Raw genomic sequence first — 26,246 nt, forward strand, 5'->3', positions numbered from 1 at the left:
GCTTCCACCGACGCCATGCCATGAGCCAGGAGCCAGTAACGCTGGTTCCGGGCTCATGTGCGTGACAGGCAGCAAGGCGCCGAAGTCGAAGGCGAGATCTTCGGGCACGGCCACTGCGCCGGTCACCGACGTCCGGCCTACGCGCAGGGCGATGTGCAAAGGGCGATGTACCGCCAGGGCCGTGGGACCAGGTGACGGCGGCGCCTCCGTGACTGCCGTCACCGTCCCGCCCCCGGCCGGCACGCCCGAACAGACACCGCCGGCCCCGCCCGGGAGCCCTGTGGCCTGGGCCTCTTCCCTCCCAGAAAGAGGTATCGACACAGCGGCGCCGGTTGCACCCCGCGGTGGGCAGCCGGAACGCCCCCGGCAAGAAGCACCGACGCCTGGCGGACAAGGCAGACACTTCCCACGGACAGCTGCCCCCCCGACCGGCCGCGTGGCCGGAAGACACACGTCCGCAGGTGCCGCAGCCTCCCCTGACCAGGGATGTCCGTCGAAGCGGAGCAAGCCTCAACGCCGGCAACGAGCAGGCCTTCGAGCGTCGTCGCATCCCTGTGTACGCCCCTTCGTGCCACCGCCCCGGCCACGGGGGCTCGGCCTCGGTCAAGCGCGGCTCAGGTGACCCCGGGCCCGGGGAATCCGAGTGCGCCGTGGTGGCACTGCTGGGAGCATGACCGCGTGATCCAGGAACTCGAACGCATGGTCGTACGGCACACCCTCCGCATCCCCGCACCCGGCGGCTCCGGGCCGTCCGAGCAGGCGCTGCCGGTGGTCAGGCAGCTGGACGCCGCGCTGCTGTCGGCCGGGTTCACGCTGTCGGCCCAGGCGCGCCGGTATCTGGCGGGCCTTCCCGAGCCGCTGGCCGCGTACACCGGGGCCCGCACGCTGGGCGCGGTACGCGAGCTGGTCGGTGCGCACGTGCAGCACAACACGTACTTCGTCGGCTTCCCCGCGAACGTGCCGGACACCGTGGAGTTCTGGTGGTCCTGCGTCGCCGGCGCGCTCGCCGACGAGGCCACGCACGCGGCCACGTACGAGCAGCTGAGCGCCGGGGCGGTCGACCTGCTGACGCTTCCGGCCTACGGCCGGTACCAGCACACCTACGAGGAGATGCTCGCCGCGCACGGCGAGCTGGTGGCTGCGGCCGGCGACCGTGTGACGGTGCTGCACCTGGGCGGCCCGCTGGAGGAGGAGGTGACGGCGCTGTACCTGGCGCTGGCCGGGAGCAGCACACCACTGGGCGAGGACGGTCTGCGGGACCTTGAGGCGCTGGCCGGGCACTGCGCGGCGGGGCCGCAGCCGGAGCACATCCCCGTGCGCGAGAACCGGGCGGTCGTCAACCGCGCCAGGCTCACCGCCGGCGCGGACCTGCTGCTGGACACCGTGACCGATGTCCTGCGGCTCGCGGCGGCGTTGAGCGACGGGGACGTGGGCCTGGTGGAGCCGACGCGCTTTCGCGCGCTGGGCCGGCCGGTGCGGCGCGCTCTGCTGGCGGGGCTGGACGCGGTGGTCGCGGCCGACCCCGCCAAGCTCGCCGACGTGAACGGGCACCGCGAGGAGTTCAAGCGGCTCGGCGAGCGGCTGCACCCGCACGAGTACCCGAAATGGCCGCACGCCGCATCGGTGTTCGCCGTCGCCCGCGGCGAAGTAGCTGCCCCCACCTCCGGCAGCCGCGTCGAGCAACTGCTCGCGCAGGGCGATGTGGCGGGCGCGCTGCGGGTGCTGGGCGCATCGCCGGGCCGGCTGCTGCGGGCGCTGGACCGGCTCCTGCGCGACTGCGCCTCGCAGGCCGAGCGGGACGCCGTGGTGGCCGCGGCCTCGCAGGCCGCCCAGGGTGCGTCCGGGCGGGTGCTGCTGGCGGTGCGCGAGCACTTCCTCGGGCGCGGGCGGCCCGCGTCGGCCACGCGCGTCTTCGTCAACCGGCGCGGAGCCGCGTGGGCCACCTCCGACGAGCGCCGGCCCGTGCCGGTCCCGGCGCGCGAGCAGGTGGCCGGCGCGCTGGACGCCGAGATCGCGCGGCGGCTGCCGCGGCCGGAACGGCTGCTGATCGACCCGCACGTGCTGGACGTGGCGCTGCCGCTCAGCGGCCGGGCATCCACGGGCGGTTTCGGCGTGCTGCCGCGCGGATCGGTCTCGCCGGTCGACGGGGACCTGCTGCGGTTCTTCGTCCACTGGAAGCAGACCCGGGAACGCACGGACTTCGACCTTTCCGCGCAGCTGCTCGACTCCGGCTACACCACGGTGTCATGGCTGTCCTACACCCAGCTCACACAGGTCGAGGGCGAGCACTCCGGGGACATCACCGACGCCCCGGACGGCGCCTCGGAGTTCATCAACCTGCGGCTCGGTGCGGTACGCAGCACCTTCATCGTCCCCCAGGTCCACATCTACTCCGGCGAGGGCTTCGACGAGGTCGAGGAATCCTTCTTCGGGTTCATGCTGCGCGAACACGAACAGCAGGGGCAGCCGTTCGAAGCCCGGACGGTACGCATGAAGTCGGAACTGCGCGGGCCCGGACGGGCGGCGCTGCCGCTGGCTTTCGTACGCGGGCCGGACGGCGGCTGGCACGCGAAGTGGCTGCACCTCTACCTGCGGGGGATGCCGGGCGGCAACCGGGTCGAGGCACACAAGGTGACGGTGGCGGGGCTGCTGCGCGCCGTCGTCGAACGCGAGTACCTGACGGTGCGCTGGCTCACCGAGCGTATGGCCTCGCAGGGCACGGTCATCACGCTGTGGGACGGCGCGAACCTCCCGGAGGAACCCGTCACCTACATCGGCATGGAGCAGCCCGAGGGCCTGCACCCCGACTCGGTGGTCATCACACCGCAGAATCTGCGCGCGCTCATCCCCGAGTGAGTGCTAGCGTTCCATGGCGGCGAGGCCATGATCGGACTTCCTTCTCATTCACTCTCCGACGCTAGTCCCTTCGCTCTCCTCGCCGCCGACCTTCCGTGGAGCAGGACGCACCTGCCTGCCGACCACACCGCCACCAGCGTCCGAGATGCCCTGATGGAGACCGCACACAGGCTCCCGCAGCACCTGAAGCGGTCCCTGGCCCGGGGCCGGGGCACCGACCTGTCCGTCCACACCCGCGAGCACCTCGACGCCGTCGCCGCACAACGCCGAACCCTGGTGGCCCACAGGCCGACCTACCGCGACATGAGAGGCTGCGATTCCTCGTTCGCGGCGGCTGTCCGGAACTGCAACCAAGATCCGGAGTAGGCGACATCAGGCGGATGACGGTCTTCGCGGAGAACGGGGCCGTCCGCGGCGCTGGTGACCACGCCGGGCCAGAACCGGGCAGCGCCGTGGTTGGCATGGTCGAAGGCGAGTGTCCACCGGCCGGGGTGCCGACGGAACATGAGGCGGGCAGCGGTCCGGCCCGCACCCAGCCGGCGGTACCGGCGCAAGACGAAGAACTCGCTCACCTCCCGGACGCCGTCGTCGAGCCCTCACGTCATGCTGAATCCGGCCAGGGCGCCGTCGATGCGGATGAAGCACGCTTCCCTGTCGTCCTCCGTGAAGTAGTGGTCCAGGAAGCGATAGACGAACGTGCCGTGCGGCGTCACGTCGTATCCCCGCACGTCGGAGAAGTCGTACTGGTAAAGCTGCACCAGGTTCCCCAGGACGGTCTTGTCCTGCGCAGCCACTGGAACCATCTCGATCACCATGGACGACAGTGTTCCGCAGACCGAAGCGCTCTCCCGCGGGGCCGCGGCCACCCGGCTGCGTGATCGCAACCGAGCGACTGCTCAACTGCCTGTGCCACACGTCAGAGATCACGTGTGGCGACGAGCACTGGAATCCGCCGGACGAGGATCCGGGGCCTCGGTGCGGTCGCAGGTCCCAAAAGCAGCGGGTGGGCCGGTACGGTGACGGTCATGGGACGACGATCGGACCTTGCCGCAGAGATCGCGCAGAACGTGGTGAACGCCTCCGCCGTCCTTTTTCTGCTGGCGGGACTGGTGCCCCTGTTGTGGCAGCACGACGGCTGGTCGGGGGTCACCCACCGGACCGGCTCGGTCCTCCCGCTGGCAGTGGGCATTGCCGTCTTCGGCCCACTGGGCCGTCGGTGGAGAGCCCACAGGCGCCGGCACCGCGCCGATGGGCAGCAGGCAGGTGCACGACCGCACTGACCTCCGCACGATCGCCTGCGGCCTGAGGCCGGCGTTGCAGAATCAGCCGTGCCGGACAGGCACCCCTGTACCGCCGGCCTGGACAGGCCTTGTGTGAGCAGGCACCTCCGTGGCGGCCCGCCGAACCAGCCCCGGTCGGACCACGGCAGCCGGCGGGAGACTGTGACAGCAGACCGGCACACACCACTGCCCGCCACCGGGCGATCTGCGCTTACTACCGCCGACGCCCACCCCCTGCCACCATGACGCCCGCTCACAGGCCGTTTGCGTGGGCGGCTCTGGACGCAGAAGGAAGGCTCGTCCGAGTGAGCCCCTGCCACGGCAGCGTGTGATCGAGGACGTCGTCCGGCTCGGTGGCAGCTCCGGATTCGTGAGCCACAGGAGCGTCAAGCGGCTGAGCCGACCCGGCTCGGGAGTGGCCGGATGCCGCGGCCGTACCGGGTCCGGCTCAGTCGAGAACTCCCGGCCGGCTGCCGCCCCGTGCAGCCGTCGACGTCCCCGGGTCCTGGACGCGGTCGAAGGCCGTGGCCGCGTCCAGGGCCCGCAGGGTGGCGGGGGAAAGGTGCAGACCGGCGGCCAGGGCGGAGTCGCGGATGGTCTCCGGGCGGCGCGCGCCGGGGATCGGGATCAGGGCGGGGCTGGTTTCCAGCAGCCAGGCCAGTGCGGCCTGCTGAGGGCTTGCCCCGTGCTCCTCGCCCGCGGCGGCGAAGGCGGCGGTGAGCCCGTCGGCCGCCCGGCCGACCGTGCCGAGGGGGCGCCAGGCCAGGAAGGCGAGGCCCAGGTCGTCGGCCCGGCGCAGGACCGCGGTGTGCTGCGTGGCGCTCGGTGAGAACTCGTTCTGGACGGCGACCAGGGCGTCGCCCAGCACCTCGTGGGCCAGGTCGAGTTCGGCGACCGTGACGTTGGAGACGCCCACCGTCGCCGCGACGCCCTCGCGTACCAGCCTGTCCAGCGCCGCCAGCGACTCCTCCAGCGGGACCCGCGGGTCGGGGGCGTGCAGGAAGAACAGCTCGATGCGGTCCTGGCGCAGCCGGTCCCTGGACTGCGCGGCCGAGCGCAGCAGGTGTTCGGCGCTGCTGTCGGTGAGCCACCGCCCGTCGCCGGGCCGGACCCGGCCGGCCTTGGTCGCCACGGTGATCCGCGCCGCGTCGCCCTTGCCAGCTGTCCAGGGCCTCGGCGATGAGGATCTCGTTGTGCCCGACCTCCCCGGCGCCGGTGTGGTAGGCGGAGGCGGAGTCGACGAGGGTGATCCCCGCGTCGAGCGCGGCGTGGATCGTCGCGACCGCCCGCGCCCGGTCCGGGCGGTCCTCGATGGACAGCAGCATGCCGCCGAGGCCGACCGGGAAGACTTTTGACCGCCCGCAGACGCGTGCTGCGCCGACGGCTCGGGGTGATGCGTGGTGCATGGGTCTCCCTGTCTCGTTGATGGGGCCGCTCGTCCGGCCGGTCGTCCCGCCGCCCGTCCGGCTGCCCGTCCGCCCACTCGTCCGGTTGCCCTAGCCCCGTGCGACGGGCCGGCCGCGCGAGACGACCGCGGCGATCTCGGCGGCCGGGTCCGCGAGCAGCGCCACGTGGGTGCCGGGGTTGTGCCGGGTCAGCAGGATGTCGGCGCGGGCTCCCTCGGCGATGACGCCGAGGGAACCCGCGGCGCCGAGCAGCCGCGCCCCCGTGGTGGTCGCGCTGCGCAGCACCGCCCAGTCCGGCTGCACCTGGGCGCGCAGCGCGAACTCCTCGGACTGGTGGTGGTGCATCCCGCCGAGCAGGTCGGTGCCGAAGGCGACGGCGGCGCCGGCCCGGTGCGCGTGCGCGAGCGCGGCGAGCCCGCCGTCGCGTACCGCGGCGACCTTGGCGACGCTCGCCGGCGGCAGCCCCAGCCGCGGGCCCTCTTCCGCCAGCACGGTGTACGTGACCAGCGTCGGGACGTAGAAGGCGCCGTACGCCGCGAGCAGCGCCGCCTCCTCGGGTCCGATGAGGTTGCCGTGCTCGATGGTGCGCACCCCGAGCCGCAGCGCCCTGGCCACCGCCTGCGGGGTGTAGGCGTGCCCGGCGCAGTAGAGGCCGGCGCGCTGCGCCTCCTCGACGGCGGCGCGGACCTCCTCGTCGCTGTACTGCGTGCCGTCGATCCGGTCGGTGGGGCTGGAGATCCCGCCGGACAGCATCAGCTTGACGAACGAGGCCCCGGAACGGGCCAGTTCGCGCACCGCGACCCGCAGCGCCGGGGCGCCGTCGACGACCTGGCCGATGCCGGGGACGGCCGGGTGGTCGTCGGTGTGCCGGCGGCCGCGCGGGCGCAGGTCGCCGTGCCCGCCGGTCTGCGACAGCGCCTTGCCGCACACGTACAGCCGCGGGCCGGTTGCCACCCCCTCGTCGAGGGCGTCGGCCAGCCCCGCGTCCGCGCCGCCCGCGTCCCGCACGGTGGTGAAGCCGCGCTCCAGCATGCCGCGCAGCTGCCGCAGCGCGTGCGCCGTGACGTAGCTGGGCGGGTAGCCGGTGTCGGCCCACTCGTCGGCGGTGACCGATGTGGCGTGGACGTGGCAGTCGATCAGGCCCGGCACCGCGTACAGCCCCGTCCCGTCGAGGTCGCCAGCGGCCGGCGGCTCGTACGTGTCGGGTGTGACGGCGGCGATCCGGTCGCCGTCCAGGACGATCCGCCGGTCGGGCAGGACCCGTTCGCCGTCCGGGTCCACCACGTCGACGTGCCTGATGTGCATCGGTGCTCGCTGCCCTCTCGCTGTGCGGTGTGTGCCCCGGGTCGTCCGGCGGGGCGCCGGTCGGCCGGTCGGCCGGTGAGGGGCGCGCCTCAGCCGGCGAGGAGCGCGCCGAGGGTGGTGGCGGTGTCGGCGTTGCCCACCATGAAGCCGTAGTCGCCGGGCGTGGTGCGGGTGTAGCTCTCGCGGGTGAGCACCAGGATGCTGGAGTCGTACGGCGCCACGAGCTGCTCGACCACCTCGAAGGTGTAGGGGTCGACGACCTCCCCGATCACCGTGCCGCCCTTGACGACCTCGCCGAGCCGGTCCGGGCCGAAGTGGGAGATCACGGCTCCGCCCCTGGTGGGCCGCAGCGTGACCAGTTCGGTCAGCACCGTCTGGGGTGCGGCGGGGGCCTCGGGCTCGCCGTCCAGCATGCCGATGGTCTTGAGCATGTTGCGGCCCCGCCGCACCGCCTTGTCCAGGAAGGCGTCGGTCAGCTGGCCGCCGCCGCCGAGTTCGCAGACGGTGGAGCGGATGCCGTTCTTGATGGCCCACGCGTTGGAGGTGCCCTCGTAGGGGGCGTGGTGGTAGAGCAGGGGGGAGCCGAAGCCGGTGGCCATGTCCACGCCGTCGTCCATGACGTACGCGTACTCGACGGTGGAGTACAGGCCCGCGGAGTGGAAGTCGATGAAGTAGTCGCCCTCCAGCATGATCTCCGCGAGGACGGCGGCCAGTTGCTCGGTGACCGAGCCGTTGCGGTCGCCGGGGAAGATCCGGTTGAGGTTGAGGCCGTCCTGCGGGGTGAAGCGGCACATGGCGTCGTAGGCGTACGGGTTGGCGACCGGGACGGCGACGACGGTGCCGGACAGATCCGCGGGGTCGACGGAGGAGACCAGCCGGCGCACCTCCTCCGGGCCCATCGCCTCGTCGCCGTGGACGCCGCCGAAGGCGACGAGGGTCGGGCCGGGGCGGGCCCCGGTCACGCGGTGGACGGTCAGTTCGACGTCGTGCCCGTTGCCCATCCGGGTGACCGGGACGGCCGTGACGGTGTGGCCCGGCTCCGCGGTGGTGGTGGCGGTGGCAGGGGCGGGGGCGCTGTCGGTCATGTGCGGTGTCTCCTCGTGCTGTCGTTCGCGGGTGCGGTGTGCCGCGGCCGGGGTCGCCGGCCGGGCGTCACTGCTGGGCGCCGATGGCGGCCGCCTCCTGGCGCAGGGCCTCGACGGCTCCGTCGGCGAGTTCTCGGGTGAAGCGGGCCGCGGGCCCGCTGATGGACAGGCCCGCGACGGCCACGCCGTCCGGGCCGACGATGGCGGCGGCGCGGCAGCGCAGGCCCACGGCGTAGGTCTCCTCGTCCACCGCGTAGCCGCGGCGCAGCGCCTCGGCGAGTTCGGGCTGCATCGCGTCGAGCACCGCTTCGGGGTTCTCGACGCCGGCGCCGCCGAGCAGCGCGAGCTGCCGGGAGCGGGGCAGCCGGGACATGATCGCCTTGCCGAGCGCGGACGACTCCGGCCGGATGAACTCGCCGATCCGGTTGACCGCGCGCAGCGGCTGCTCGGATTCGGTGCGGGCGATGATGTACATGCTGTTGCCGACGATGCGGCCGGCCGTCGTGGACTCCTCCGTCACCCCGGTGAGCAGCCGGGTGGCCTGCTGGAGGCGGTCGTTGCTGTACAGGTGCTCGCTCACGGCGGTGGCCATGGCGACCATCCGCCGGCCGGGTACGAAGCGGTGGGCGGCCGTCTCGTCCAGGAAGCCCCAGACGACGAGTTGGGTGGCCAGCCGGGAGACCGTGGACAGGGGCGCGTCGGCCGCCGCCGCGAGTTCGCTCAGCGTCAGGGGCGCGTTGTCCGCGGTGACGGACACTTCCAGCAGGTTGAGGATGCGCCCCATGTAGCTGGGTGACTTCGTGTTCTCGGAAGGGGCCGCCGTGCGGGTCCCGTTTCCCTGTGCCATCGGTGTGTGTCTCCTGTCGTCCCGTCGGCGGCGCCGTCCGCGCCGTCCGCTTCCCCGCCGTCCTACCGGTTGGCGGGCCGCCCGTGTGCGGGTTTGCGTCGGCCGGTCACAGCCGCGCGCTCCCGGCGGCGGGCGCCCCGTCGGCCGGCGGGGCGATGCCCATGGCCGCGGCGACCAGTCCGACCGGCGGCGAGCCGAAGGCCATGAGCTCGCGGTGGAAGCGGGACAGGCTGAACTGCTGCCCCCAGGCGGCCTCGGCCTGGGCGCGCAGCCGCCGCATGAGGACCTTGCCCCAGGTGTAGCGGATGTAGCTGGGCTCCCAGACGCCGCGCAGCGCCTCGGCCCGTGCGGCGGGGCCGGCCAGGAAGGCCCGGCGCTCGAAGAGTTCGACGGCCTCGCCGACGCCGAGCGCCCCGGTGTGGACGCCGAGGGCGGCCTGGACGCGGACGGTCCGCATCATGGCCTCCTGCGCCATGCCGAACTGGTACAGCGCGGTGGCGTCCTGGTAGCCCTCCTCCCACATCATCTCCTCGGCGTAGTGCGCCCAGCCCTCGAAGAACAGCTCGGACCACAGGGTCTTGCGCACCGGGGAGTCGACGCGGCCCATCATCAGGGCGTGGCTGCAGTGGCCCGGCCCCACCTCGTGGACGGCCATCACGGCCATCGCCGCCCGGTTGAAACGGGACAGCCAGGCGCGGTGGTCCTCGGCCGGCCAGCCGGGCGCGGGCGCGGTCACGTGGAAGAGGGAGTGCCCCTCGGTCTCCCAGGGGGCGCACCAGCTCACCCGGCCCGCGCCCCAGCTGCGGGCCGGCGGCGAGGGCTCGACGACGCAGGCGTCGTCCACCACCGGCACCAGGTCGCGGTCGCGCACGAAGCGGGCGGCGGTGGCCACCTGGGCCTGCGTGTCGGCGAGGATCTGCCGGAAGTCGCCGTGGTCGGCGCGCACCCGTGCGCTCACCCGCCGGGTCCGCTCGGCGGCGGTGAGGCCGGGCGTACGGTCGAGGCGGTCGGCGGCGTCGTCGAGGACGTCGCGCATCCGGTCGTACTCCGCGTCGGCCATGGCGGCGAGTTCGTCCAGGTCGACGGGCACCCGGTCCTCGCAGCCGAGCAGCGCGACGAGGTCCTCGGTGCCGAGGCCGGGGGCCGGGTCGCCGTCGCGGGCGGCGGTCTCCAGGTGCGCGGTCAGCCGCTCCAGGGCGGCCAGCGCGCGGGCGCCGTCCTCGCCGTCCTGCGGGCGGATCTCGGCGGCCATGCCGCGGGCCGCGGGCAGGAACATCCCGGCGACCGGCGCCGACAGCTCGTCCAGCGCCTCGATCGCGTTGTCCACGGCCTCCGGCCACAGCCGCAGATGGGCGCTCCTGGCCCGCCCGCGGTCGGCGGCGGCGGCGTACGGGCGGTCGTACGGGGACAGGTCCAGGGCCTCGATGTGCACCCAGGGGTCCCAGCGGTGCTGGCGGATCCGGCCGAAGCGGGTCCGCATCGCGTTCTCGGTGGCGGCGAGCTGGGCCTCGTCGTGCGGGTCGGCCAGCGGCTCACCGCCCAGTGCGGCCAGGGCGGTCCGCACGCCGGCGGGCGACAGGTCCACGACGGTGCCGTCGTACTCGTCGTGCAGCCCGGAGTATTCGCGCAGGTAGGCGGCGTCCATGTCGCAGACGTGGCGCAGTCGCGGGAACAGGTCGGCCATCAGATGCCCTCCCTCGGGGTGGTTGCGGACGGGGCGGGGTGCCGCGCGGTCACAGCGCCGCCCGGCGGCGGCGCTGGACGAGCCGCAGTGCCAGCGCCCCGAGGCCGACCACCACGACCGACAGGGCGGTCATCAAGGTGGCGAGGGCGGCCGGGGTCGGGTCCTGGTAGTTGTTCAGGTAGCCGTACATCCACACCGGCAGGGTCTGCTGGTCGGTGCTGAGCAGGAAGATCGACAGGTCCAGCTCGTTGAAGCTGACCAGGAAGGCGAAGACACCGCCGATGAGCATCGCGGGGGCGATCTGCGGCAGGGTTGAGCGCAGGAACGCCGTGAAGGGGCGGGCGCCGAGGTCGATCGCGGCGTAGTCGAGCGTGCGGTCGGCCCGGACCAGCGCCGCCGACAGCAGCACGATGACGAACGGGACGGTGGCCGCGGTGTGCGCGAGGATCACGGCCCAGCGGCCGCTGGTCAGCCCGAGCCGGGCCAGCAGCATGAACACCGCGAAGCCGAAGGCGATCTTGGGGACGACGGCGGGCGAGAACAGCGCCGACTGCACGGCCCCGCTGCCGCGGAAGCGGTAGCGCACCAGCGCCACGGCGCCGGCCGATCCGAGCAGCACGGCGAGCACGCCCACCACGACACCGATCCACAGGCTGCTGACGAAGGCGTGCGCCACGCCGTCCTGGTGGAAGAGGTTGGTGTACCAGCGGGTGGAGAAGCCGGGCGGCGGCCACTGCCCGTACGAGACCGAGGACAGCGAGCTGATCACGACGATCGCGGCCGGCAGCAGCTGGAAGGCGTACAGGGCGACCAGCCACACCCCCAGGCCGCGGACGCCGCGCGGCGGCGACGGGCTGACGGTGACGCCGCCCTGGTCGGCCTCGGCGAAGCGGCGCTGGATGACGACGAACAGGCCGGTGGACAGCAGGGCCAGCACGAGCAGCAGCAGCGCGCACACCGAGGCGGCCGGGAAGTCCGTGGAGCCGACCAGCGCGTAGATGGTGGTGGACAGCATCGCGACCCGCCCGCCGCCCAGCAGGCTCGGGGCGGTGAAGCTGGAGATGGTCAGCGCGAAGGTCAGCTGGCAGCCGGCGATCAGCCCCGGCGCGCTGAGCGGCAGGGTGATGGTGCGGAAGGTGCGCCAGCGCGACGCGCCGAAGTCGTCGGCCGCCTCGGCCAGGGTGCCGTCGATCTGCCGGAAGGTACTGCTGATCGGCAGCACCATCAGCGGCAGCAGCGTGTGCACCAGCGCGATGACGACGGCCGTGCGCTCGTAGAGCAGGTGCACCGGGCCGATGCCGACCAGGCCGAGGGCCGAGTTGAGGAAGCCCTCCTGGCCCAGCAGCAGCTGCCAGGCGTAGACGCTGGCGATACCGGAGAAGACCAGCGAGGAGAAGACCACCGCGAAGCCGGCGTTGCGCCAGACGGTGCGCTTGACGTGGTGCAGCGCCAGGGCGGTCAGATAGCCGACGACCGCGGTGACCGCGGTGACCAGCAGGCCGATCAGGACGGTCTGCCAGATCACCGACCAGTAGTACGAGCTGCCCAGCACCTTGGTCCACGTCGCCAGGCTGCTGCTGGTGTCGACGGCGCCGTCCTTGTACTGCTGCAGGGAGTATTCGACGAGCGACTCCATGGCGAACGCGAACACCGCGACGAGCAGGACCATGCTGGGGGCGAGCAGCAGCAGCGCGGTGCGCCGCCGCCTGAGGCGGTCCGCGATGCGGGAGATCGGTGCGGGGAGGGGGCCGGCCGGCGGGGGCGCTGTGCGCTCCGCCGCGGACCGGAGGTTGACCGCCATCGTGCGGCTCCTTCCTGTGGTGGGCGGGTCGTCAGATCCTGGAGACGACGTCCTGCGTCCAGCGCTCGGTCCAGGCGGTCATCTTGGTGCCGACGGTGTCCCAGTCCACGTCCACGAACTTCTGGTCGGGGCCGGCCGCGATGGCGGGAATGGACGAGAGCTTCGCGCTCAGCTTCGTGGTGCCGACCGCGGGGATCTCGATCGCGGTGTCCACCCAGCGCTGGTTCCACTTGGGCTGGAGCATCTCGTTGACGATGTCGTAGCAGACCTCCACCTGGTCGTCGGTGGAGCCCGAGTTGATGTTGACGCCGATGGGGTCAAAGAAGGCGCCCTCGGCGGGGCGGCGGTAGCCGAGCGGTGCTCCCTGGCCGCGCCACACCGTGGAGGTGCCGAGGTAGTGCGAGGTCAGCGGCGCCTCGCTGGTGGCGAGCACGTTGAGGAACTGCGGGTTGGCCGTGACGACCGTGCGGATGTTCTTGGCGTGCTCGACCCACAGGTCGAAGCCGGGGTCCATGGCGTTCCAGTCGCCGCCGTGCAGCTTGGCCGCCATGCCGATCACCCACCACGGGACGGTGAAGAAGCAGAGCTTGCCCTTCTGCGCGGGCGCCCACAGGTCCGTCCACGAGCCCAGGCCGTCGGGGTAGGTCCTGGAGTTGTAGACCAGGCCCATCTGGTCGGCGCCGAAGACCACACCGCAGTGGTCGCGTTCGACGAACTGCGGGTACAGGTGGTCGGTGTTGGGCATGCGGCTGTAGTCCAGCTTGAGGTACATCCCGGTGGCCTTGCCGGTGCCGGTGGCACCGCCGTTGCAGAACACCAGGTTGTTCAGCGGCTGGTGGGGGTTGGCCTGGAAGGCCGCGGTCTGCTTGGTGAGGATCAGTGTGTCGTCGATCTTGATCTCGACGTTGGGATGCCTCTCCTGGTAGTCCTTGGCGAACTCCCGCGGCATCAGGCCGAGATCGGCGCCCGCGAAGGGGGTCATGGTGATGACCAGCTTGTTGCCGGAGCGCGAGTTCGCCGAGCCCGGCGGCTGCCGGGTGGCGCAGCCGGCCGTGAGGAGGCCGGCCGCGGCGGCGGCGCCTGCCAGCAGCGAGCGCCGGGAGACCGGCGCGGCGAGGGCGCGTGAGCCGGAGGTGTGGTCTGCCATCGTCGTCTTCCCCTAGCTCTTCGCGCCGAGCATGACGGCCGCCTCGGCCTGCCAGCCGATCTCCACCTCGTCGCCGGCGGCGATCCCCGCCGCCTCGGCGGCCGGGAGCTGCACCACCAGCTCCGGCCCCGCGCCGGCCACCGCCACCTGGAAGCGGACGCTCGGGCCCTGGAAGGTCAGGTCGGTGACACGGGCGGCGAAGCGGTTGTCGAGGCCCGCGGCCAGCTTGGGCCGCATGGCGATGGCCTCGGGCCGCACCGACAGGGCCGTACCGGGCCCGGGGGTACGGCAGCTGAAGGCACCCGACCGCAGCACGCGCTCGTCGACGGAGCCGCGGATGATGTTGGTGTCGCCCAGGAAGGTCGCGACGAATTCGGTGGCCGGGCGGTTGTACAGCTCGTCCGGCCGGCCGACCTGTTCCAGCCGGCCCTGGTTCATCAGGGCGATCCGGTCGGAGATGGTGAACGCCTCGGTCTGGTCGTGGGTGACGAAGACGAACGTGGTGCCGGAGTCCTGCTGGATCTTCTTCAGGGCCCGCTGCATCTGCACCCGCAGCCGCAGGTCGAGCGCGCCCAGCGGCTCGTCGAGCAGCAGGACGGCGGGCTTGTTGGCCAGCGCCCGCGCGATCGCGACGCGCTGCTGCTGGCCGCCGGACAGCTGCGCCGGCCTGCGGTCCGCGTAACCGGACAGCTCCACCAGATCGAGCATGTCGCTGACGACGGCGCGTATCTCGGTGCGGGACATGCGGCGGATCTTCGGACCGAAGGCGATATTTTCGGCCACCGTGAGGTGGGGGAAGAGCGCCAGTTTCTGGAAGATCAGGTTGGTCGGCCGCCGGTTCGGCGGCACGTCGGTCACGTCCTTGCCCGCGATGGCGACCGTACCGGTGGTGGGCTGCTCCAGGCCGGCGAGGATCCGCAGCGTCGTGGACTTGCCGCACCCCGACGGGCCGAGCAGCGAAAAGAACTCGCCCCGCCTGATCCCGAGATTCATGCCGGTCACAGCGGTTTCACCGTGGGGATAGGTCTTGCTGACATCGGTCAGCTGCGCGTCGAGGGCCGACGGGTCGTCCGGGTTCACAGCCTCACCTGAGCTTCCACTCATTGGAATTTGGCTTCCACTGAAGTGATCAGGACGCTCATCAGGGACAACCTTGCTGTCAACACCCCGTGCACGGTCCGGCCTTCGGAGCCGACTCGGCGCAGCGATCGCAAGCAGGCGGAGACCTGGCCGGATCTTTTCGCTGAGGGGCGGTGTGTGCTGTCATCATCGAGCCCTCGAAGCGGTGGGCCCGAGCGGGCGCCGCTCGGCAGCGCCGCGGAAAGAAGAGCAGATGAGCCTGCGTTTTGAGGAACTCGACTGGGACACGACGCCGATGGGCGACATCAGCCTGCGCCGGCGGCGCGACCCCGCCTCGGGTGAGGATGTCCACGAGATCAAGCTCGGCGACGAGTTCCTCATGTCCAGTCTCTTCACCGCCGGCGAGATCGCTCTCGCCCGGCTTGCCCTGGCCGCGCTGCCCGCCGGGCAGGTCGATGTCGCCGTCGGCGGCCTCGGGCTGGGCTGTACCGCTGCCGCGGCACTCGACGACCCGCGTGTCGCGTCGCTCGTCGTCGTCGACGCGATCGCCAAGGTCATCGAATGGCACCACCGGCACCTCGTACCACTGGGCGCGCGGCTCACCGGGGACGACCGCTGCCGCCTGGTCCACGGCGACTTCTTCGCCCTGGCCACAGGCACCGACAGCCTCGACCCGTCCGTGCCCGGACGCCGGTTCCACGCCGTCCTGCTGGACGTCGACCACTCCCCCGAGCACGTTCTCCATCCGCGCCACGCCGCGCTCTACCGGCCGGACGGACTGCGCGCCCTGGCCGGACACCTCCACCCGGGCGGTGTCTTCGCGCTCTGGTCCAACGACCCGCCCAGCGACGCCTTCACCTCCCTGCTCGGCACCGCCTTCGCCCGCGCCGAGGCCCACACCGTCGCGTTCACCAACCCCCTCCAGGACCGCACCGCCAGCAACACCGTCTACATCGCCGTCAAGGCCCCCGAGGACCGGTAGCGGCGCGCTCTCCCCTCGCCCGCACACTCCCGTTCTCCTACGACACGGGAATCGTGACGTTGCACCCGCTGAGGCTGTGCCCGAACAGCGACGCGCTCGCCGACAGCAGGGGAGGTCGGATCGCGCAGCGATACCTCGTACGCATGCTTCACGACGGCAACGGGCGTGAACTGGCCCGCATCCGGCAACGGTTCGGAGCTGCCGCTTTCCTTACGGCGGGTGATGTGGTCCACTCCACCGCGCTCACCGAGCGGACCTGCCCCATCCCGTTCTCCGTCTGGGCCGGTGCCGGCGACGCCATCGTCCGTCTGCATTCCGCCCGGCCGGTGTTTCCCGACGGCGCGGCGCTGCCGGGGACCATTTCTCCATTCTGCGGGCGGAAACTTCCGTGCACCGTACATTCACCACGCTGCCTCGCCCGGTACTCGACAGCTGTTCCATGCCCGGTCCCGGGGCGAGTTCTTCGTCAGAGGCCCGGGAGCGAGGATCTGCCCCCCGTACCCGTAACGGTCTCCTCGTTGCCGACCGGGCATGCGGGCGTGGTCGCGCACTACGCGGTCGCAACGCCCAGGAAGCGCAGCACCGCCAGGACGCGGCGGTGGTCGGCGTCGGCCTTGGGCAGGTTGAGCTTGGTGAAGATGCTGTTGATGTGCTTGGCGACCGCGCTCTCGCTCACGACCAGCTCGGCGGCGATGCCGGAGTTGGACCGGCCGCCCGCCATCAGCTCCAGCACCTCCCGCTCGCGCGGTGTCAGCCGGTCGAGCGGATCGCTGTGCCGGCGCACCAGCAGTTGCGCGACGACCTGCGGGTCGAGCGCGGTGCCGCCGGCCGCCACCCGGCGTACCGTCCCGGCGAACTCCTCGACGTCGGCGACCCGTTGCTTGAGCAGGTAGCCGACGCCCGAGGTGTTGGTGGCGAGCAGATCGGCGGCGTACCGCTCCTCCACGTACTGCGACAGCAGGAGCACCGCGGTATCCGGATACTGGCGGCGGATCACCAGCGCGGCACGTACTCCCTCGTCGGTGAAACCGGGCGGCATGCGCACGTCGATCACGGCGATGTCGGGACAGTACTCCTCGACGGCCGCCAGCAGCCCTTCCGCGTCGGTGACCTGCGCGGACATCTCGAAACCGGCCGCCTCCAGCACCTTGACCACGCCGATGCGCAGCAGGAGGGAATCCTCGGCGATCACGGCACGCACGGCACCTCCACGGTGATGACGGTCGGGCCCCCGGCGGGGCTGCGGCAGGAGAACGTGCCGTCGACGGACGCGACGCGCTTGGCGAGCCCGGCGAGCCCGGTACCGCCGCCGACCGCTGCGAGATCCGCGCCGCCCGCGCCGTCGTCCGCGACGACCACCAGCAGTTTCTCCCCGATCCGCTCCACGCTCACATCCGCCCGTGTCGCCCGAGCGTGTTTGACCACGTTCGTCAGGGCTTCGGAGACTACGAAGTACGCGACGGCCTCGACCGTGGGCGAGGGGCGCTGCGGCAGGTCCACCGCCACGCGCACCGGGATCGGGACGCGTGCGGCGACCCCGGACAGCGCGGCGTCGAGGCCGCGGTCCTCAAGGACGGCCGGATGCAGGCCCCGCACCAGGTTGTTCAGCTCGGCGATCGCCTCCTTCGCTTCGCGGTGCGCCTCGTCGATCACCTTGCGGGCATCCGCCGGCAGGTCGCCGAGCGTGGCCCTGGCCAGGCCGAGGTTGACGGCGAGTGAGACGAGGCGCTGCTGCGCGCCGTCGTGCAGGTCGCGCTCGATCCGCCGCCGCTCGGCGTCCGCGGCGTCGAGCACGCCGGCCCGGCTCTCGGCGAGGTCGGCGACCCGGCGGGTCAGCTTCTCCGTGCGGCTGGGGCCGAGCAGGACCTCCGCCGCCCGGGTCTCCAGCCGCACCAGTGCCCCGGTCAGCCGGGGCCCGAGGAACAGCAGGACGAGGCCGCCGACGGTGATGTACGCGGCCTGCGTGGTGTATCCCAGGTCGGTGACCCGCCACTGCGGGGGCAGCGCCCAGATCCACACGTAGATGGACCCCGCCACGAGAGCGGCGGCCCAGACGGCGAGGACGGCGAGGCCCAGGACGGCGAGCGGCGGACCCGCCACTGCGTGGTAGCAGACCTGCCGCCACAGGGCCCGGCCGGTCAGCCGGCGCACCACCGACTTCCAGTTGCGTCCGGGCCGGGGCGCGGCGGGGCGCGGGAGGTCCTTGCCGACGAGCGCCCGGTAGCGCCGGCGCTGCCCGACGCTCAGCAGAGGGGTCACCACGAGCGTGAGCAGCACGGGCAGCGGAGCCACGGCCACCACGCCAGGCGCCTGCACCAACGCCGCCGTCGTGCCGAGCAGCCAGAGCCACAGCGGCACCACGGCGAGGTGGAGCGGCAGGCCGGCGGCGACGAGCGCGGTCCGGTGTCCCGCCCCGCGGAACAGGCGGCCCGGCACCAGCCGCAGCCACGTCGTGAGTCGCATGCGTCAAACGGTAAAGCCGCAGGCCATCCCCGTGCCATGGCGCTGCCGCCCGGCTCGGGGGTGCATTTTTCTCCACCCCGGAACGGGACCCTGCGTGACTGACGACGCCCCGGTGCGCGCCGGAGGCTGGGGTACGTGAAAGGCAGAGCCGACGTGAAGCGGGGGAAGACGATGCGTCAACCGGGCCTGTGCGACGAGGAAGTGGCCGGTGCCGAGGGCTTCGACCGCACCGAGGTCGTCCCGTTCCACGAAGAACGGGAGGAGCCGCGCCCGGCGCGGGGCGCGCGACGGGCCGGACGGCTGCTGGTCGCCTGCGGACTCGGCCTGCTGCCGTGGCTGTACGTGCTGGCCACCGGCCTGCCGACCACCGCGACCGCGGCGCACTGGCCGGTCGCCTGGGTCGGGCTCGACGCGCTGGAGGCGCTCGGCCTGATCGCCACCGGCCTCCTCACCGCCTGCGGCGACCGGCGGCACGCCCTGGCGGCCGCCGCGACCGCGACGCTGCTTGTGGTGGACGCGTGGTTCGACACCACGACTGCGGCCCCGGGCGGCGACTTCGCCACCGCGGTCGCCATGGCGCTCGGTGCCGAGCTGCCGCTCGCCGCACTGTGCGGCCGGCTGGCGCTGCGCGCGCTGAGCCGGCCCGCGTGACACCGAGCGCCCGGCCACATGCCACGGACCGTATCGATCCACGGCTGGGTGGCGCCCGTCGCGCCGGGGCCGCGGCCCACTCCCCCACCGGGACCCTTCGCTCACCGGCACCCGGTCGGCGCGCCAGTTCCGCGCTCCGCCGGAAGTGGCACGGCACCGGTGACAGGGGAGTTCCCGGGCCGAGCGGGCCATGCCGCGCGGGCCGGGCGGATGCCGAAGTCGCTCATGCGTACGGACCAGTTCCGGGGGCAGATGCCTCCAGCCGGAGCAACCGCTCCGGCCGGTCCGCCGGGCGTACTCGGCGGGCTCCCCCCGGAGAAGAGGATCCACCATGTACATCGGCCTGGGAACTGTCGTTCTGATCGTCATCGTCGTCGCCATCGTGATGTTCCTGCGCCGCGGGTGAGCCCCGCCGCTCAGACCGGCAGGCACCCCCGCCGCGCCCCGGGCAGCAGCCCCCGGACGTCCGGGCGCTGCTGCCCAGGCTGACCTCCCGGGCAGTACGGCCGTTCCCGCGAAGAGCGCTCCGTCCCGGGCACGCGACGAACGGCGCCCGGCGCGGTGGGGAACGAGCGGAAGGTGGGGAACGCCAGCCCTTTTCTTCACCTGTGTGCTGCCAGACAGCGTGAAACGGGCTCGCCCGGTACCGGGAGCCCTACCGCGGCTTCAAGGCCTCGGCTACGGCAAGGGCCTCCCAGGAGAACGGGAACATCTCGGTGATGAGTCGGTCTTCGACAGTGATCAGCTGCCTCGATGCCGCGCGGGCCGCGCCACGTTCCCCGTAGGGCAATCCAGGTGCCTGGTACATCACCACGTCAGGATCAAGACATTCGGTGAGTCCGTCGAAGCCGGCCTCGCCCATACCTCCGGCGGCAATGTACGCGGATTCGGCCGCGTAGAAGTCCTGGAGTTCGGTCAAGGCGTCGCCCCGTGCGCACAGGCGGCCCGGATCCGCGCCCGCCGACCGGGGCGAGGCACTGGAGGGCCGGCCGTACGGCATCGTGCCCCTGGCCTGGACGGTCGAGACGCCCTCACCCTCCAGCGGGGTCCGGGGCGGATCCTGCACCGGGGCACCTGCCACGCCCGTATCGCCGAAAGCACCCTCCGCCCCGTCACCACCGCCCAGGCCCGGACCGCGCTCCGCACCGGAGTCCGCCCCTGCGGGCGCTGACCCCGGTCTTCCTCCAGGACCTGGCCAAGGCCGCCGAGCGGCGGCCCTGGGTGGGGTGCTCTTCCTCGACGTGTTCGAACGCACCGGGTCGCTGCTGAACCAGTGGTTGCCCGACGTGCTCGTCGGCGAGGAATACGGCGCGCTGCCGCTGAACGTGATCGCGGTCCTGTCCGGCCAGGGCCGGCTCGACGCCCGCCAGTGGGGCGACCACCGCAGCCTGGTCCGGGACGTCCCGCTGGAGGTCTTCACCGAACAGGAGAACCGCGAACTGCTCGCCACCCGCGGCATCACTGACGGACAAGTCATCGACGTCGTCGTGCAGCTGACAGGCCGACCGCCGGCCCTGGTCGACCTCCTCGCCCGGAGAGGATCTGGACCGCTTCCTCGCACACAACCCGTCGATCGGGGGGATCCGCGAGATGCTGGACGATCTCGCGGGCGTGGAATCGGTACTGGCACCGGAACCCGGCAGCACTGGAGCCGCTTCGGCAGAGGCTGACCGACGCAGGGAACGGAAATCGCTGACGCCCCGGCTCAGGTGGGGCAGCGCTGCGACGCCGCGCGTCCCCCGGCTCAGGGAGTGTCGCCCTCCCACAGCCAGACCCACGGCCGCGCGAGCGCAGGCCTGTAGCACGCCTTACCTCTGGCCCCGTACCGCCCGATCTCCGTCGCCAGCGCGGCGCCCCCGGTGCGGTCGGCTTCCGGGACACCGGTGACGTCCAGGAGCAGGCCGTCCAGCGGCCCGCCGGACAGCTCCACGTACTCGTGCTCGTCCCGGCGACCGGCATCAGGGTCGTCGTGGTCGGCGCCGTACACGCGCCGCTGCAGCCACCTCGCGTCCATGACGGGTCAGCCTGCCACCCACCACCGACAGCCACCTGCGAAGGACCGGCGCCCCGGCCCGCGGCCGGTCCACCGGTCAGCACGGTGCCCACGCCGCCCACATCAGCCGCCCCTGCCCGCCGCCGCGCTCAGGTCCGGCACGGCTCCGGCCCCGGTCAGGCCCCACGCAGCGGCCTGCTCCGCGGCCGGACAGCTCGCCGGGCACCTCCACGGCTTCCTCCTCCCGCACCGCGACCCACCGCACGGCGACGTCCGCCGCGCCGTCACGCGGCGTCCGCACCGCGGGCCAGGTCCAGCAGTGACGGAACGCGGGGCCGGCTTGCACGAACGGCAGCCGGCGACCGGACCCGCTGTCCACCGGTAGGCGGCCAGGAGCACCCGGCGAGGCAGACGCTACTGGTGTCCGCCTCATGCCTGTCGTCCGGCAACGACGGCGCTGCGCGCCCCGGCTGCCGGTCGGGCACCGCTCGTCCCCGCGAACGGGCACGGGCCGCCGGGTCCGGTCCTCATCCCCGGACAAGAACGCACCACGGGCCTCGCACGCGGATGACAGGAAAATGCCGCTGCCGGCCACGCGAACGGCCCTGCCCGGCCGGGACGTTGCCGCCGTCTCCGCGCGCCCCTACTCTCCGGTCTCCGGGCGACTCCACACCCGCCTCGCGTCCTTACCCCGACGCTCTCCCCACGCGGCAGGACTCTCCCGCCGGGGCCTGCCGAGGACGGCAGGGCGCCTGTCCGACCGTGCAGAAAGGGAATCCGGCCATGCGCCTGCTCATCCAGCGTGCCGCTCGGGCGGTGGCGCCCATCGGGGCCGCGCTGCTCGCACTCATCGGCCTCACGGCCGGCCCGGCCTCCGCGGCCGTCTCCCACGTCGTGGTCAGCGGAGCCGCTGTGAACGGCGCCTTCTCTGCGTCCACGAGCAACGCAGTGCTCACCGACTCCGTCACGGGCTTCAAGATGCCCTGCCACCTCTCCACCAGCCCGGAATACGCCGGCCAGACGCTCACCAACGGCACCTACACCTCCTCCCCACCGCTCCCCCGGGCCGCAGCCATCGCCTCGGCCTCGCTGACGTGTGCGTTCTCGTACACCTTCGCCGGCACCGCCCAAGCCCTCCCCTGGAGTCTCAACCTCACCGGACCGACCACTGCCGGAGGCTGGACCCCCGCCACCGTCAGCGGGCTCCGCGTCTCACTGTCCGGGCTGCCCGCACCGTGCAGCCTCACCCTCGCCGGAACGTCCGCCACCACGGGTGCCACCATCGGCGGCTACTTCGCCAACCCAGGTGGCCTGAGGCTGGACGGCAGCGGTGACCTGCACATCTGGAACACCAGCAACTGCGGCACCTGGTTCAGCTCGGGCGACACGGCCGCGCTCACCGGAGACTTCACCGTCACCCCGAGCTCGCTGGCGTTCACCGCCTCCTGAACAGCCCCCGTACCGAAAGCGGACGACCCCACAGCGGCCCGAACGCAGCGGCCCGACGGACCTGTCACCGCGCCCGGAGCGCTCCGCGGACCATGCGCGAGGGCCGGCTCCACCTGTGCGCGGGCCAGGTCCGCGAAGGAGCAGCCGGCACCCGCCGGTGTGGGAAGCGGTGAAGGCGCCGTACGGTCCGTCGGTGAGGTCGCGGCCGACGCCGTCCTTTGGCCTGTCCGCACAGGATCGTGCCATCAGCGGCTCGGACGGTGACGGTGACGGCTGACGCGCCCTGGAAGGGTCCCCGTACGCGATGGTGGAGACCGCCCCCTCGGGCACCGCGGCCGCTTTCAGAGCGGGCTCGCCGGTCGCTGCGGCGATCGACGTCGGCGGTCCGGACGGCCACCGAGGTCTCCGGAAGGCGCGGCGTGAACCACTCACGAACGGCCCGTCTGCGGAACCGGTCGGCGTGCACGTGGATCATGATCCGGCGCACGTGCGCGGCCATGTCGTCGCTGTGCCGTACGCGGTCCCACTTCACGTACGCGCGCGCCAGCGCGTTCTGCGCCAGGTCCTCGGCGTCGTGGTGGCTGCTGGTCAGCAGGTACGCCGTGCGCAACAGGCTCGGCCACCAGCTTGTCATGAAGGCGTGGAACTCCTCGTCACTGGTGTTGCTCATCGAGCCCGGCCAGGGTTCGGCTGCTGGCCGGGCCTGCGGTGTTCCCGCGGTCATCGTCACGGCTGGACCTCGGTGCTGAGGAGAAGGGCGGCATACGCGGCGGCCGCTGCCGTCTCCCCGTGGACGGCAGCGGCAGGCGTGACCAGTTGTGGATCAGGATCGCCGGCTTCGCGTCCGCTGTGCCCTTCGCGCCGAAGGCGTAGAAGGCACCCCAGCCGGGGTTGCCGGAGAGCGTGACGACGTTGGCCTTGACGCCCCCGACGGTGACCGAGGTCGTGGCCGTCGCCGGGAGGCGGAAGACCCCCGCCCACACCACACCGGAAGAGCTGCCGCCGGCCACCGTGGACACCTTGCCGGGCAGAACGCCCGCCACCGGCAGGACGGTCGGGCCGGCGGAGCCCAGGTTGCTCGGGGCGAGGGTCAGACCCTTCGACGTCAGCCACACGCTGCCACCGCCGACGGAGATCTTCTGCCCCGACGAGACCACCTGCACAGCGCCGGGCTCGGGGGCGGGCCCGGCGGTGGCAGTGGCGGCCGGAGCAGACAGGCCCCTGCCTCCCGTCCACCCTCCGGACGGGGCCCGGACGGCAGAACGCTGCTCCCTGGGGCGCGTCAACGCGTGTGACGCCCATCATGCCCCGCGCGGACCGAGCGCCTACGTCACCCGAGGGGGACTCCACCGGCGGTGGCGCCGCTCTCCACCATCGTGCTGTGCGTCGGCGACCTGGCGGGCGCCGGCTGCGGGCCAGGCTCAGGTGCGGGCCAGTTCGCCCTCGGAGCGCTTGCGGGACGCGGCCGTGCGTCGGCGCTGACGGGGCCCGGCAGCGGCGTGAGGGTGCTGGTCCCGGTCGCGGTGTGGACGGGTGACCGGGCGGTGGCCGCTCCTGGGCGCACGCGGCGCCGGTTTGCTCACGCCACTTGCCCCCTCGGGTGTCTGTTGTTCGATTCTGCGGGAAGTCGGCCGGAATGATGACCGAAGCAGCGAAAGCAGCGGGGACCCGCCGTAGCGCCGAGCGGGTGGCGGACAGCAATGCCGTCGCGGCCGGGGCCCGCGCGGGTTTTGTGGCCCGTGGCGTGATCTACGTCCTGGTGGGCGTACTGGCGGTCCGCATCGCGTTCGCGGACTCGGGCGGCCAGCAGGCGGACCGGGGAGGCGCGCTCGCGGAGATCGCGCACAAGCCGTTCGGCAACGTTCTGCTGTGGCTGCTCGGCATTGCCCTGATCGGTATGGCCGTGTGGCGGCTGTCGGAAGCCGCGTTCGGGCAGCCCGGGGAGGACGGCGACAAAGCCAGCAAGCGTGTGGCGGCCGGTGGCCGTTGCGTCTTCTACGGCTTCGTGTCGTACTCCGTCCTCGCTTACGCGCTGGGCGACAAGGGCAGCGGCAGCGGCTCGACCGACAAGCGGACCGACGACGTGACCGCCCGGGTGCTCGGGTGGCCCGGGGGCCAGTGGATCCTCGCGGTCGCCGGTATCGGGGTGGCGTGCGCGGGCGGCTGGATCGCCGTGCGCGCCGTCATGCGCAAGTTCCACAAGCACCTGAAGATGGCGGAGATGTCGCGGAACGTCCGCCGGGCGGTGGACTTCGTCGGCGTGTTCGGCGGCACCGCACGCGGGGTGCTGTTCGGGACGGCGGGCGGGTTCGCGATCGCGGCCGCTGTACAGCACAAGCCGGACAAGTCCAAGGGCATGGACGACACGTTGCGGTCCTTCGCCGACTCGCCGGCCGGCCCGTGGCTGCTGGTCGTCATCGCCGTCGGGCTGGTCGCCTTCGGCGTCTTCTCCTGGGCCAACGCGCGCTGGCGCAAGGTCTGAGCCGGTGGTGGCCGCGGCCGTCGGACGCGAACAACGGGATGAACTCCACGCCGAACACGATGCGGACGTCGCCCAGCGGGTGGGGGGCGTGGCTGCGGCCCGTTCCGGGGCGCCGGCCGCCCCCGTCGGTCACTCCGGGTGGGGCACAGTGGCCGGCATGCAGATTTGGGAGCACAAGTTCGTGGTCTTCCGGGGAAGCCCTTTCATCGACGAGTCGTCCGAGTCGAAGGTCAGCCAGATGCTCGAGCGCCACGGCAGGGAGGGTTGGCAGCTGGTGAGCCACGCCCCGCACGAGGTGACCAAGGGCGCCACGGCCACCTTCGTCAAGAGCATGACGTTCACGTTCAAGCGGCCACGGTGAACCCCTGCCGCGCCCGCCGCCCTTGGCGGCGCGGCGGCGGGAAAGCGCCGTCTCGAACATGCCGGGCAGAAGGGGCCGACCTTCTGCACCTGACCGCGCACCGTCCAGCGGAGTCGGTAGTGTCGGCCGCGTTCACAGTTGGGGCGCTTGGGGACGGGGTGCGGAAAATGATGAAGCGAAAGTTGCCGGCGCAATGAGCGACGGGCCCGATGAAGGAGCGGACAGCCGCGAGCTACAGGAATTTCAGAGGAATCCCGCTCTCCTCGACACCAGCGAGCGTGCCGCGGACATTCTGCGGGAGTTCGAACGTCTCGGCGCGCTGACAGAGACAAGCCGGACAGCCGCGGATTTCGACGGCCCGGACGCGATGAGGGCCACACCGGGTTATGCCCTGTTCGGCGCGCTGGGAGGCGAGCTGACCATGCGGATGTCCGACCAGCAGTGGCGAGTGGAGGCTGTTCTTGACGGACTTCCGCCGGTCGTCGATCCAGGGGATGCGCTTCGCATGATCGAACTCAGCGTCGGGAACATCGGCAGTGGACAGCACCAAACAGGTCGCGGGGAGGAGCTCACACTGGATACCGTCGTAACCCTCTTGTCGGCCGTCTGGGAGCAGAGCGGGAGGTCGGAGAGCCAGCGCCGTGACTTCCTCCTTGCAGCGACGGGAATAGCCAGTAATCTTGAGCGCGCAGTCGAGGAGGGAGACATTTCATGGGGGCGCGGGCGCGTCACCGGCCCGTGGGACATCGAAGAAGTGACCGGTGGGACCCCGGGATGGCGTTCGACAACCCCCGAAGGAATGACCCGTCACGACTTTGGCGGCCTCCGGGTGCCGTTCGACCCGGATCACGTCCAGTGGAAACTGGTAGCACCCGCTCCCGGAGCCGAAGCCTTCGCCATCCACCTGATGGACGGCGAAACCGTCATTCAGCTCGATCTCTTCCGCGCTGATCCGTCACGGCCATGGACGCAGTTGTGCTCCGAATTGGTCCACAACATGATCGCCAGCGGCGGGACGGCCGGCCTGGCCGCCGGACCGATGGGGCCGGAAGTACGCGGCACCGTCGGAGCAGCGGTCACAGGCGATGCCGGATCCAAGAAGGACGTCCGGTTTCTCGGATGCCAGGGGCCCGGATGGCTGCTGCGAGCCACGGTTTGGGGTGCGGCGGCGGCCCCGCACAGCAATGAGCCATGGCCGTACGACGTGTGCACCGGAACCGTGGTCGACGCCCGACAGGGGTCACCCGAGCCCGGTGCACACATTCTGCTCCGGCTCCCTGATACGTACGGTGAATGAGCTGGACGTCGTGGCCCACCCCGTCACCGAGAGCGGGCCACGACGGCAGCAGCGGCGCCTCCCCGGCGTTTCACCGA

Annotated in this window: 24 protein-coding genes and 2 pseudogenes; 10 read left to right on the forward strand and 16 right to left on the reverse strand. The window is 72.3% G+C overall.

Going from position 1 to position 26,246, the window contains the following annotated elements:
* The first annotated feature begins 678 nt into the window (after positions 1-678).
* Both ACWERV_RS27285 and ACWERV_RS27290 read left to right on the forward strand, forming a co-directional pair.
* Complete coding sequence (locus ACWERV_RS27285; RefSeq protein ID WP_452937840.1) at positions 679-2,856, forward strand: hypothetical protein; 2,178 nt, start codon at positions 679-681, stop codon at positions 2,854-2,856.
* A 108-nt stretch (positions 2,857-2,964) separates the two neighbouring features.
* Positions 2,965-3,222 (forward strand): annotated as a pseudogene (locus ACWERV_RS27290) (hypothetical protein); the annotation flags it as partial.
* Positions 3,223-3,452: 230 nt separating this feature from the next.
* Here the strand turns inward: ACWERV_RS27290 and ACWERV_RS27295 are convergent.
* From ACWERV_RS27295 to ACWERV_RS27340, 10 genes and pseudogenes are all read right to left on the reverse strand, one after another.
* Positions 3,453-3,671, reverse strand: a complete 219-nt coding sequence (locus tag ACWERV_RS27295) for a hypothetical protein (protein WP_452937843.1) — start codon at positions 3,669-3,671, stop codon at positions 3,453-3,455.
* A gap of 913 nt (positions 3,672-4,584) precedes the next feature.
* On the reverse strand, positions 4,585-5,268 hold the full coding sequence (locus tag ACWERV_RS27300) for an aldo/keto reductase (protein ID WP_452937845.1): 684 nt from the start codon (positions 5,266-5,268) through the stop codon (positions 4,585-4,587).
* 73 nt (positions 5,269-5,341) lie between these two features.
* Positions 5,342-5,542 (reverse strand): annotated as a pseudogene (locus ACWERV_RS27305) (aldo/keto reductase); the annotation flags it as partial.
* A 90-nt stretch (positions 5,543-5,632) separates the two neighbouring features.
* On the reverse strand, positions 5,633-6,847 hold the full coding sequence (locus tag ACWERV_RS27310) for an amidohydrolase family protein (protein WP_452937847.1): 1,215 nt from the start codon (positions 6,845-6,847) through the stop codon (positions 5,633-5,635).
* An 89-nt stretch (positions 6,848-6,936) separates the two neighbouring features.
* Complete coding sequence (locus ACWERV_RS27315; protein ID WP_452937850.1) at positions 6,937-7,932, reverse strand: succinylglutamate desuccinylase/aspartoacylase family protein; 996 nt, start codon at positions 7,930-7,932, stop codon at positions 6,937-6,939.
* Positions 7,933-7,999: 67 nt separating this feature from the next.
* A complete protein-coding gene (locus ACWERV_RS27320) occupies positions 8,000-8,779 on the reverse strand; it encodes an IclR family transcriptional regulator (protein ID WP_398442443.1) in 780 nt (259 codons plus the stop codon).
* A 106-nt stretch (positions 8,780-8,885) separates the two neighbouring features.
* Positions 8,886-10,463: a DUF885 family protein gene (locus tag ACWERV_RS27325; protein ID WP_452937853.1), complete on the reverse strand. Its 1,578-nt coding sequence runs from the start codon at positions 10,461-10,463 to the stop codon at positions 8,886-8,888.
* A 49-nt stretch (positions 10,464-10,512) separates the two neighbouring features.
* Positions 10,513-12,264 (reverse strand): ABC transporter permease, encoded by a 1,752-nt coding sequence (locus tag ACWERV_RS27330; protein WP_452937856.1) that lies wholly within the window; start codon positions 12,262-12,264, stop codon positions 10,513-10,515.
* Positions 12,265-12,295: 31 nt separating this feature from the next.
* Positions 12,296-13,411, reverse strand: a complete 1,116-nt coding sequence (locus ACWERV_RS27335) for an ABC transporter substrate-binding protein (protein ID WP_452937859.1) — start codon at positions 13,409-13,411, stop codon at positions 12,296-12,298.
* Positions 13,412-13,423: 12 nt separating this feature from the next.
* On the reverse strand, positions 13,424-14,491 hold the full coding sequence (locus tag ACWERV_RS27340) for an ABC transporter ATP-binding protein (protein WP_452937861.1): 1,068 nt from the start codon (positions 14,489-14,491) through the stop codon (positions 13,424-13,426).
* 253 nt (positions 14,492-14,744) lie between these two features.
* On the opposite strand from ACWERV_RS27340, the gene ACWERV_RS27345 reads away from it, so the two are divergent.
* Positions 14,745-15,473 (forward strand): spermidine synthase, encoded by a 729-nt coding sequence (locus ACWERV_RS27345; protein WP_452937864.1) that lies wholly within the window; start codon positions 14,745-14,747, stop codon positions 15,471-15,473.
* 550 nt (positions 15,474-16,023) lie between these two features.
* Here the strand turns inward: ACWERV_RS27345 and ACWERV_RS27350 are convergent.
* Both ACWERV_RS27350 and ACWERV_RS27355 read right to left on the reverse strand, forming a co-directional pair.
* A complete protein-coding gene (locus ACWERV_RS27350) occupies positions 16,024-16,674 on the reverse strand; it encodes a LuxR C-terminal-related transcriptional regulator (protein ID WP_452937867.1) in 651 nt (216 codons plus the stop codon).
* Positions 16,662-17,936, reverse strand: coding sequence for a histidine kinase (locus ACWERV_RS27355; RefSeq protein ID WP_452937870.1), 1,275 nt, complete (start codon positions 17,934-17,936; stop codon positions 16,662-16,664). Before ACWERV_RS27355 ends, ACWERV_RS27350 begins: the two co-directional genes overlap by 13 nt.
* Positions 17,937-18,071: 135 nt before the next feature.
* Here ACWERV_RS27355 and ACWERV_RS27360 point away from each other — a divergent pair, with 135 nt between their 5' ends.
* Positions 18,072-18,587 (forward strand): hypothetical protein, encoded by a 516-nt coding sequence (locus tag ACWERV_RS27360; RefSeq protein WP_452937872.1) that lies wholly within the window; start codon positions 18,072-18,074, stop codon positions 18,585-18,587.
* 655 nt (positions 18,588-19,242) lie between these two features.
* Here ACWERV_RS27360 and ACWERV_RS27365 read toward each other — a convergent pair.
* The gene (locus ACWERV_RS27365) at positions 19,243-19,506 is read right to left on the reverse strand and encodes a hypothetical protein (protein ID WP_452937924.1); all 264 of its coding nucleotides are present in this window, start codon (positions 19,504-19,506) and stop codon (positions 19,243-19,245) included.
* 93 nt (positions 19,507-19,599) lie between these two features.
* Between ACWERV_RS27365 and ACWERV_RS27370 the strand changes: the two genes are divergently transcribed.
* Both ACWERV_RS27370 and ACWERV_RS27375 read left to right on the forward strand, forming a co-directional pair.
* The gene (locus ACWERV_RS27370) at positions 19,600-19,758 is read left to right on the forward strand and encodes a DUF6233 domain-containing protein (protein ID WP_452937913.1); all 159 of its coding nucleotides are present in this window, start codon (positions 19,600-19,602) and stop codon (positions 19,756-19,758) included.
* Positions 19,759-19,813: 55 nt separating this feature from the next.
* On the forward strand, positions 19,814-20,257 hold the full coding sequence (locus ACWERV_RS27375; protein ID WP_452937875.1) for a hypothetical protein: 444 nt from the start codon (positions 19,814-19,816) through the stop codon (positions 20,255-20,257).
* Positions 20,258-20,331: 74 nt separating this feature from the next.
* On the opposite strand, the gene ACWERV_RS27380 is transcribed toward ACWERV_RS27375, so the two are convergent.
* A complete protein-coding gene (locus ACWERV_RS27380; RefSeq protein WP_452937876.1) occupies positions 20,332-20,601 on the reverse strand; it encodes a hypothetical protein in 270 nt (89 codons plus the stop codon).
* A gap of 762 nt (positions 20,602-21,363) precedes the next feature.
* On the opposite strand from ACWERV_RS27380, the gene ACWERV_RS27385 reads away from it, so the two are divergent.
* Positions 21,364-22,029: a hypothetical protein gene (locus ACWERV_RS27385; protein ID WP_452937877.1), complete on the forward strand. Its 666-nt coding sequence runs from the start codon at positions 21,364-21,366 to the stop codon at positions 22,027-22,029.
* Between the two features lie 64 nt (positions 22,030-22,093).
* Here the strand turns inward: ACWERV_RS27385 and ACWERV_RS27390 are convergent, their stop codons facing one another.
* Positions 22,094-22,753, reverse strand: coding sequence for a sigma factor (locus ACWERV_RS27390; protein ID WP_452937916.1), 660 nt, complete (start codon positions 22,751-22,753; stop codon positions 22,094-22,096).
* The gene (locus ACWERV_RS27395; protein WP_452937879.1) at positions 22,683-23,192 is read right to left on the reverse strand and encodes a hypothetical protein; all 510 of its coding nucleotides are present in this window, start codon (positions 23,190-23,192) and stop codon (positions 22,683-22,685) included. Before ACWERV_RS27395 ends, ACWERV_RS27390 begins: the two co-directional genes overlap by 71 nt.
* A gap of 476 nt (positions 23,193-23,668) precedes the next feature.
* Here ACWERV_RS27395 and ACWERV_RS27400 point away from each other — a divergent pair, with 476 nt between their 5' ends.
* From ACWERV_RS27400 to ACWERV_RS27410, 3 genes are all read left to right on the forward strand, one after another.
* The gene (locus ACWERV_RS27400; RefSeq protein ID WP_452937919.1) at positions 23,669-24,511 is read left to right on the forward strand and encodes a DUF1206 domain-containing protein; all 843 of its coding nucleotides are present in this window, start codon (positions 23,669-23,671) and stop codon (positions 24,509-24,511) included.
* A gap of 157 nt (positions 24,512-24,668) precedes the next feature.
* A complete protein-coding gene (locus tag ACWERV_RS27405; RefSeq protein ID WP_452937881.1) occupies positions 24,669-24,872 on the forward strand; it encodes a DUF4177 domain-containing protein in 204 nt (67 codons plus the stop codon).
* Between the two features lie 193 nt (positions 24,873-25,065).
* Positions 25,066-26,169 (forward strand): DUF3710 domain-containing protein, encoded by a 1,104-nt coding sequence (locus tag ACWERV_RS27410; RefSeq protein WP_452937884.1) that lies wholly within the window; start codon positions 25,066-25,068, stop codon positions 26,167-26,169.
* The last annotated feature ends 77 nt before the right edge of the window (positions 26,170-26,246 follow it).

It is taken from the genome of Streptomyces sp. NPDC004031 (assembly GCF_053604375.1).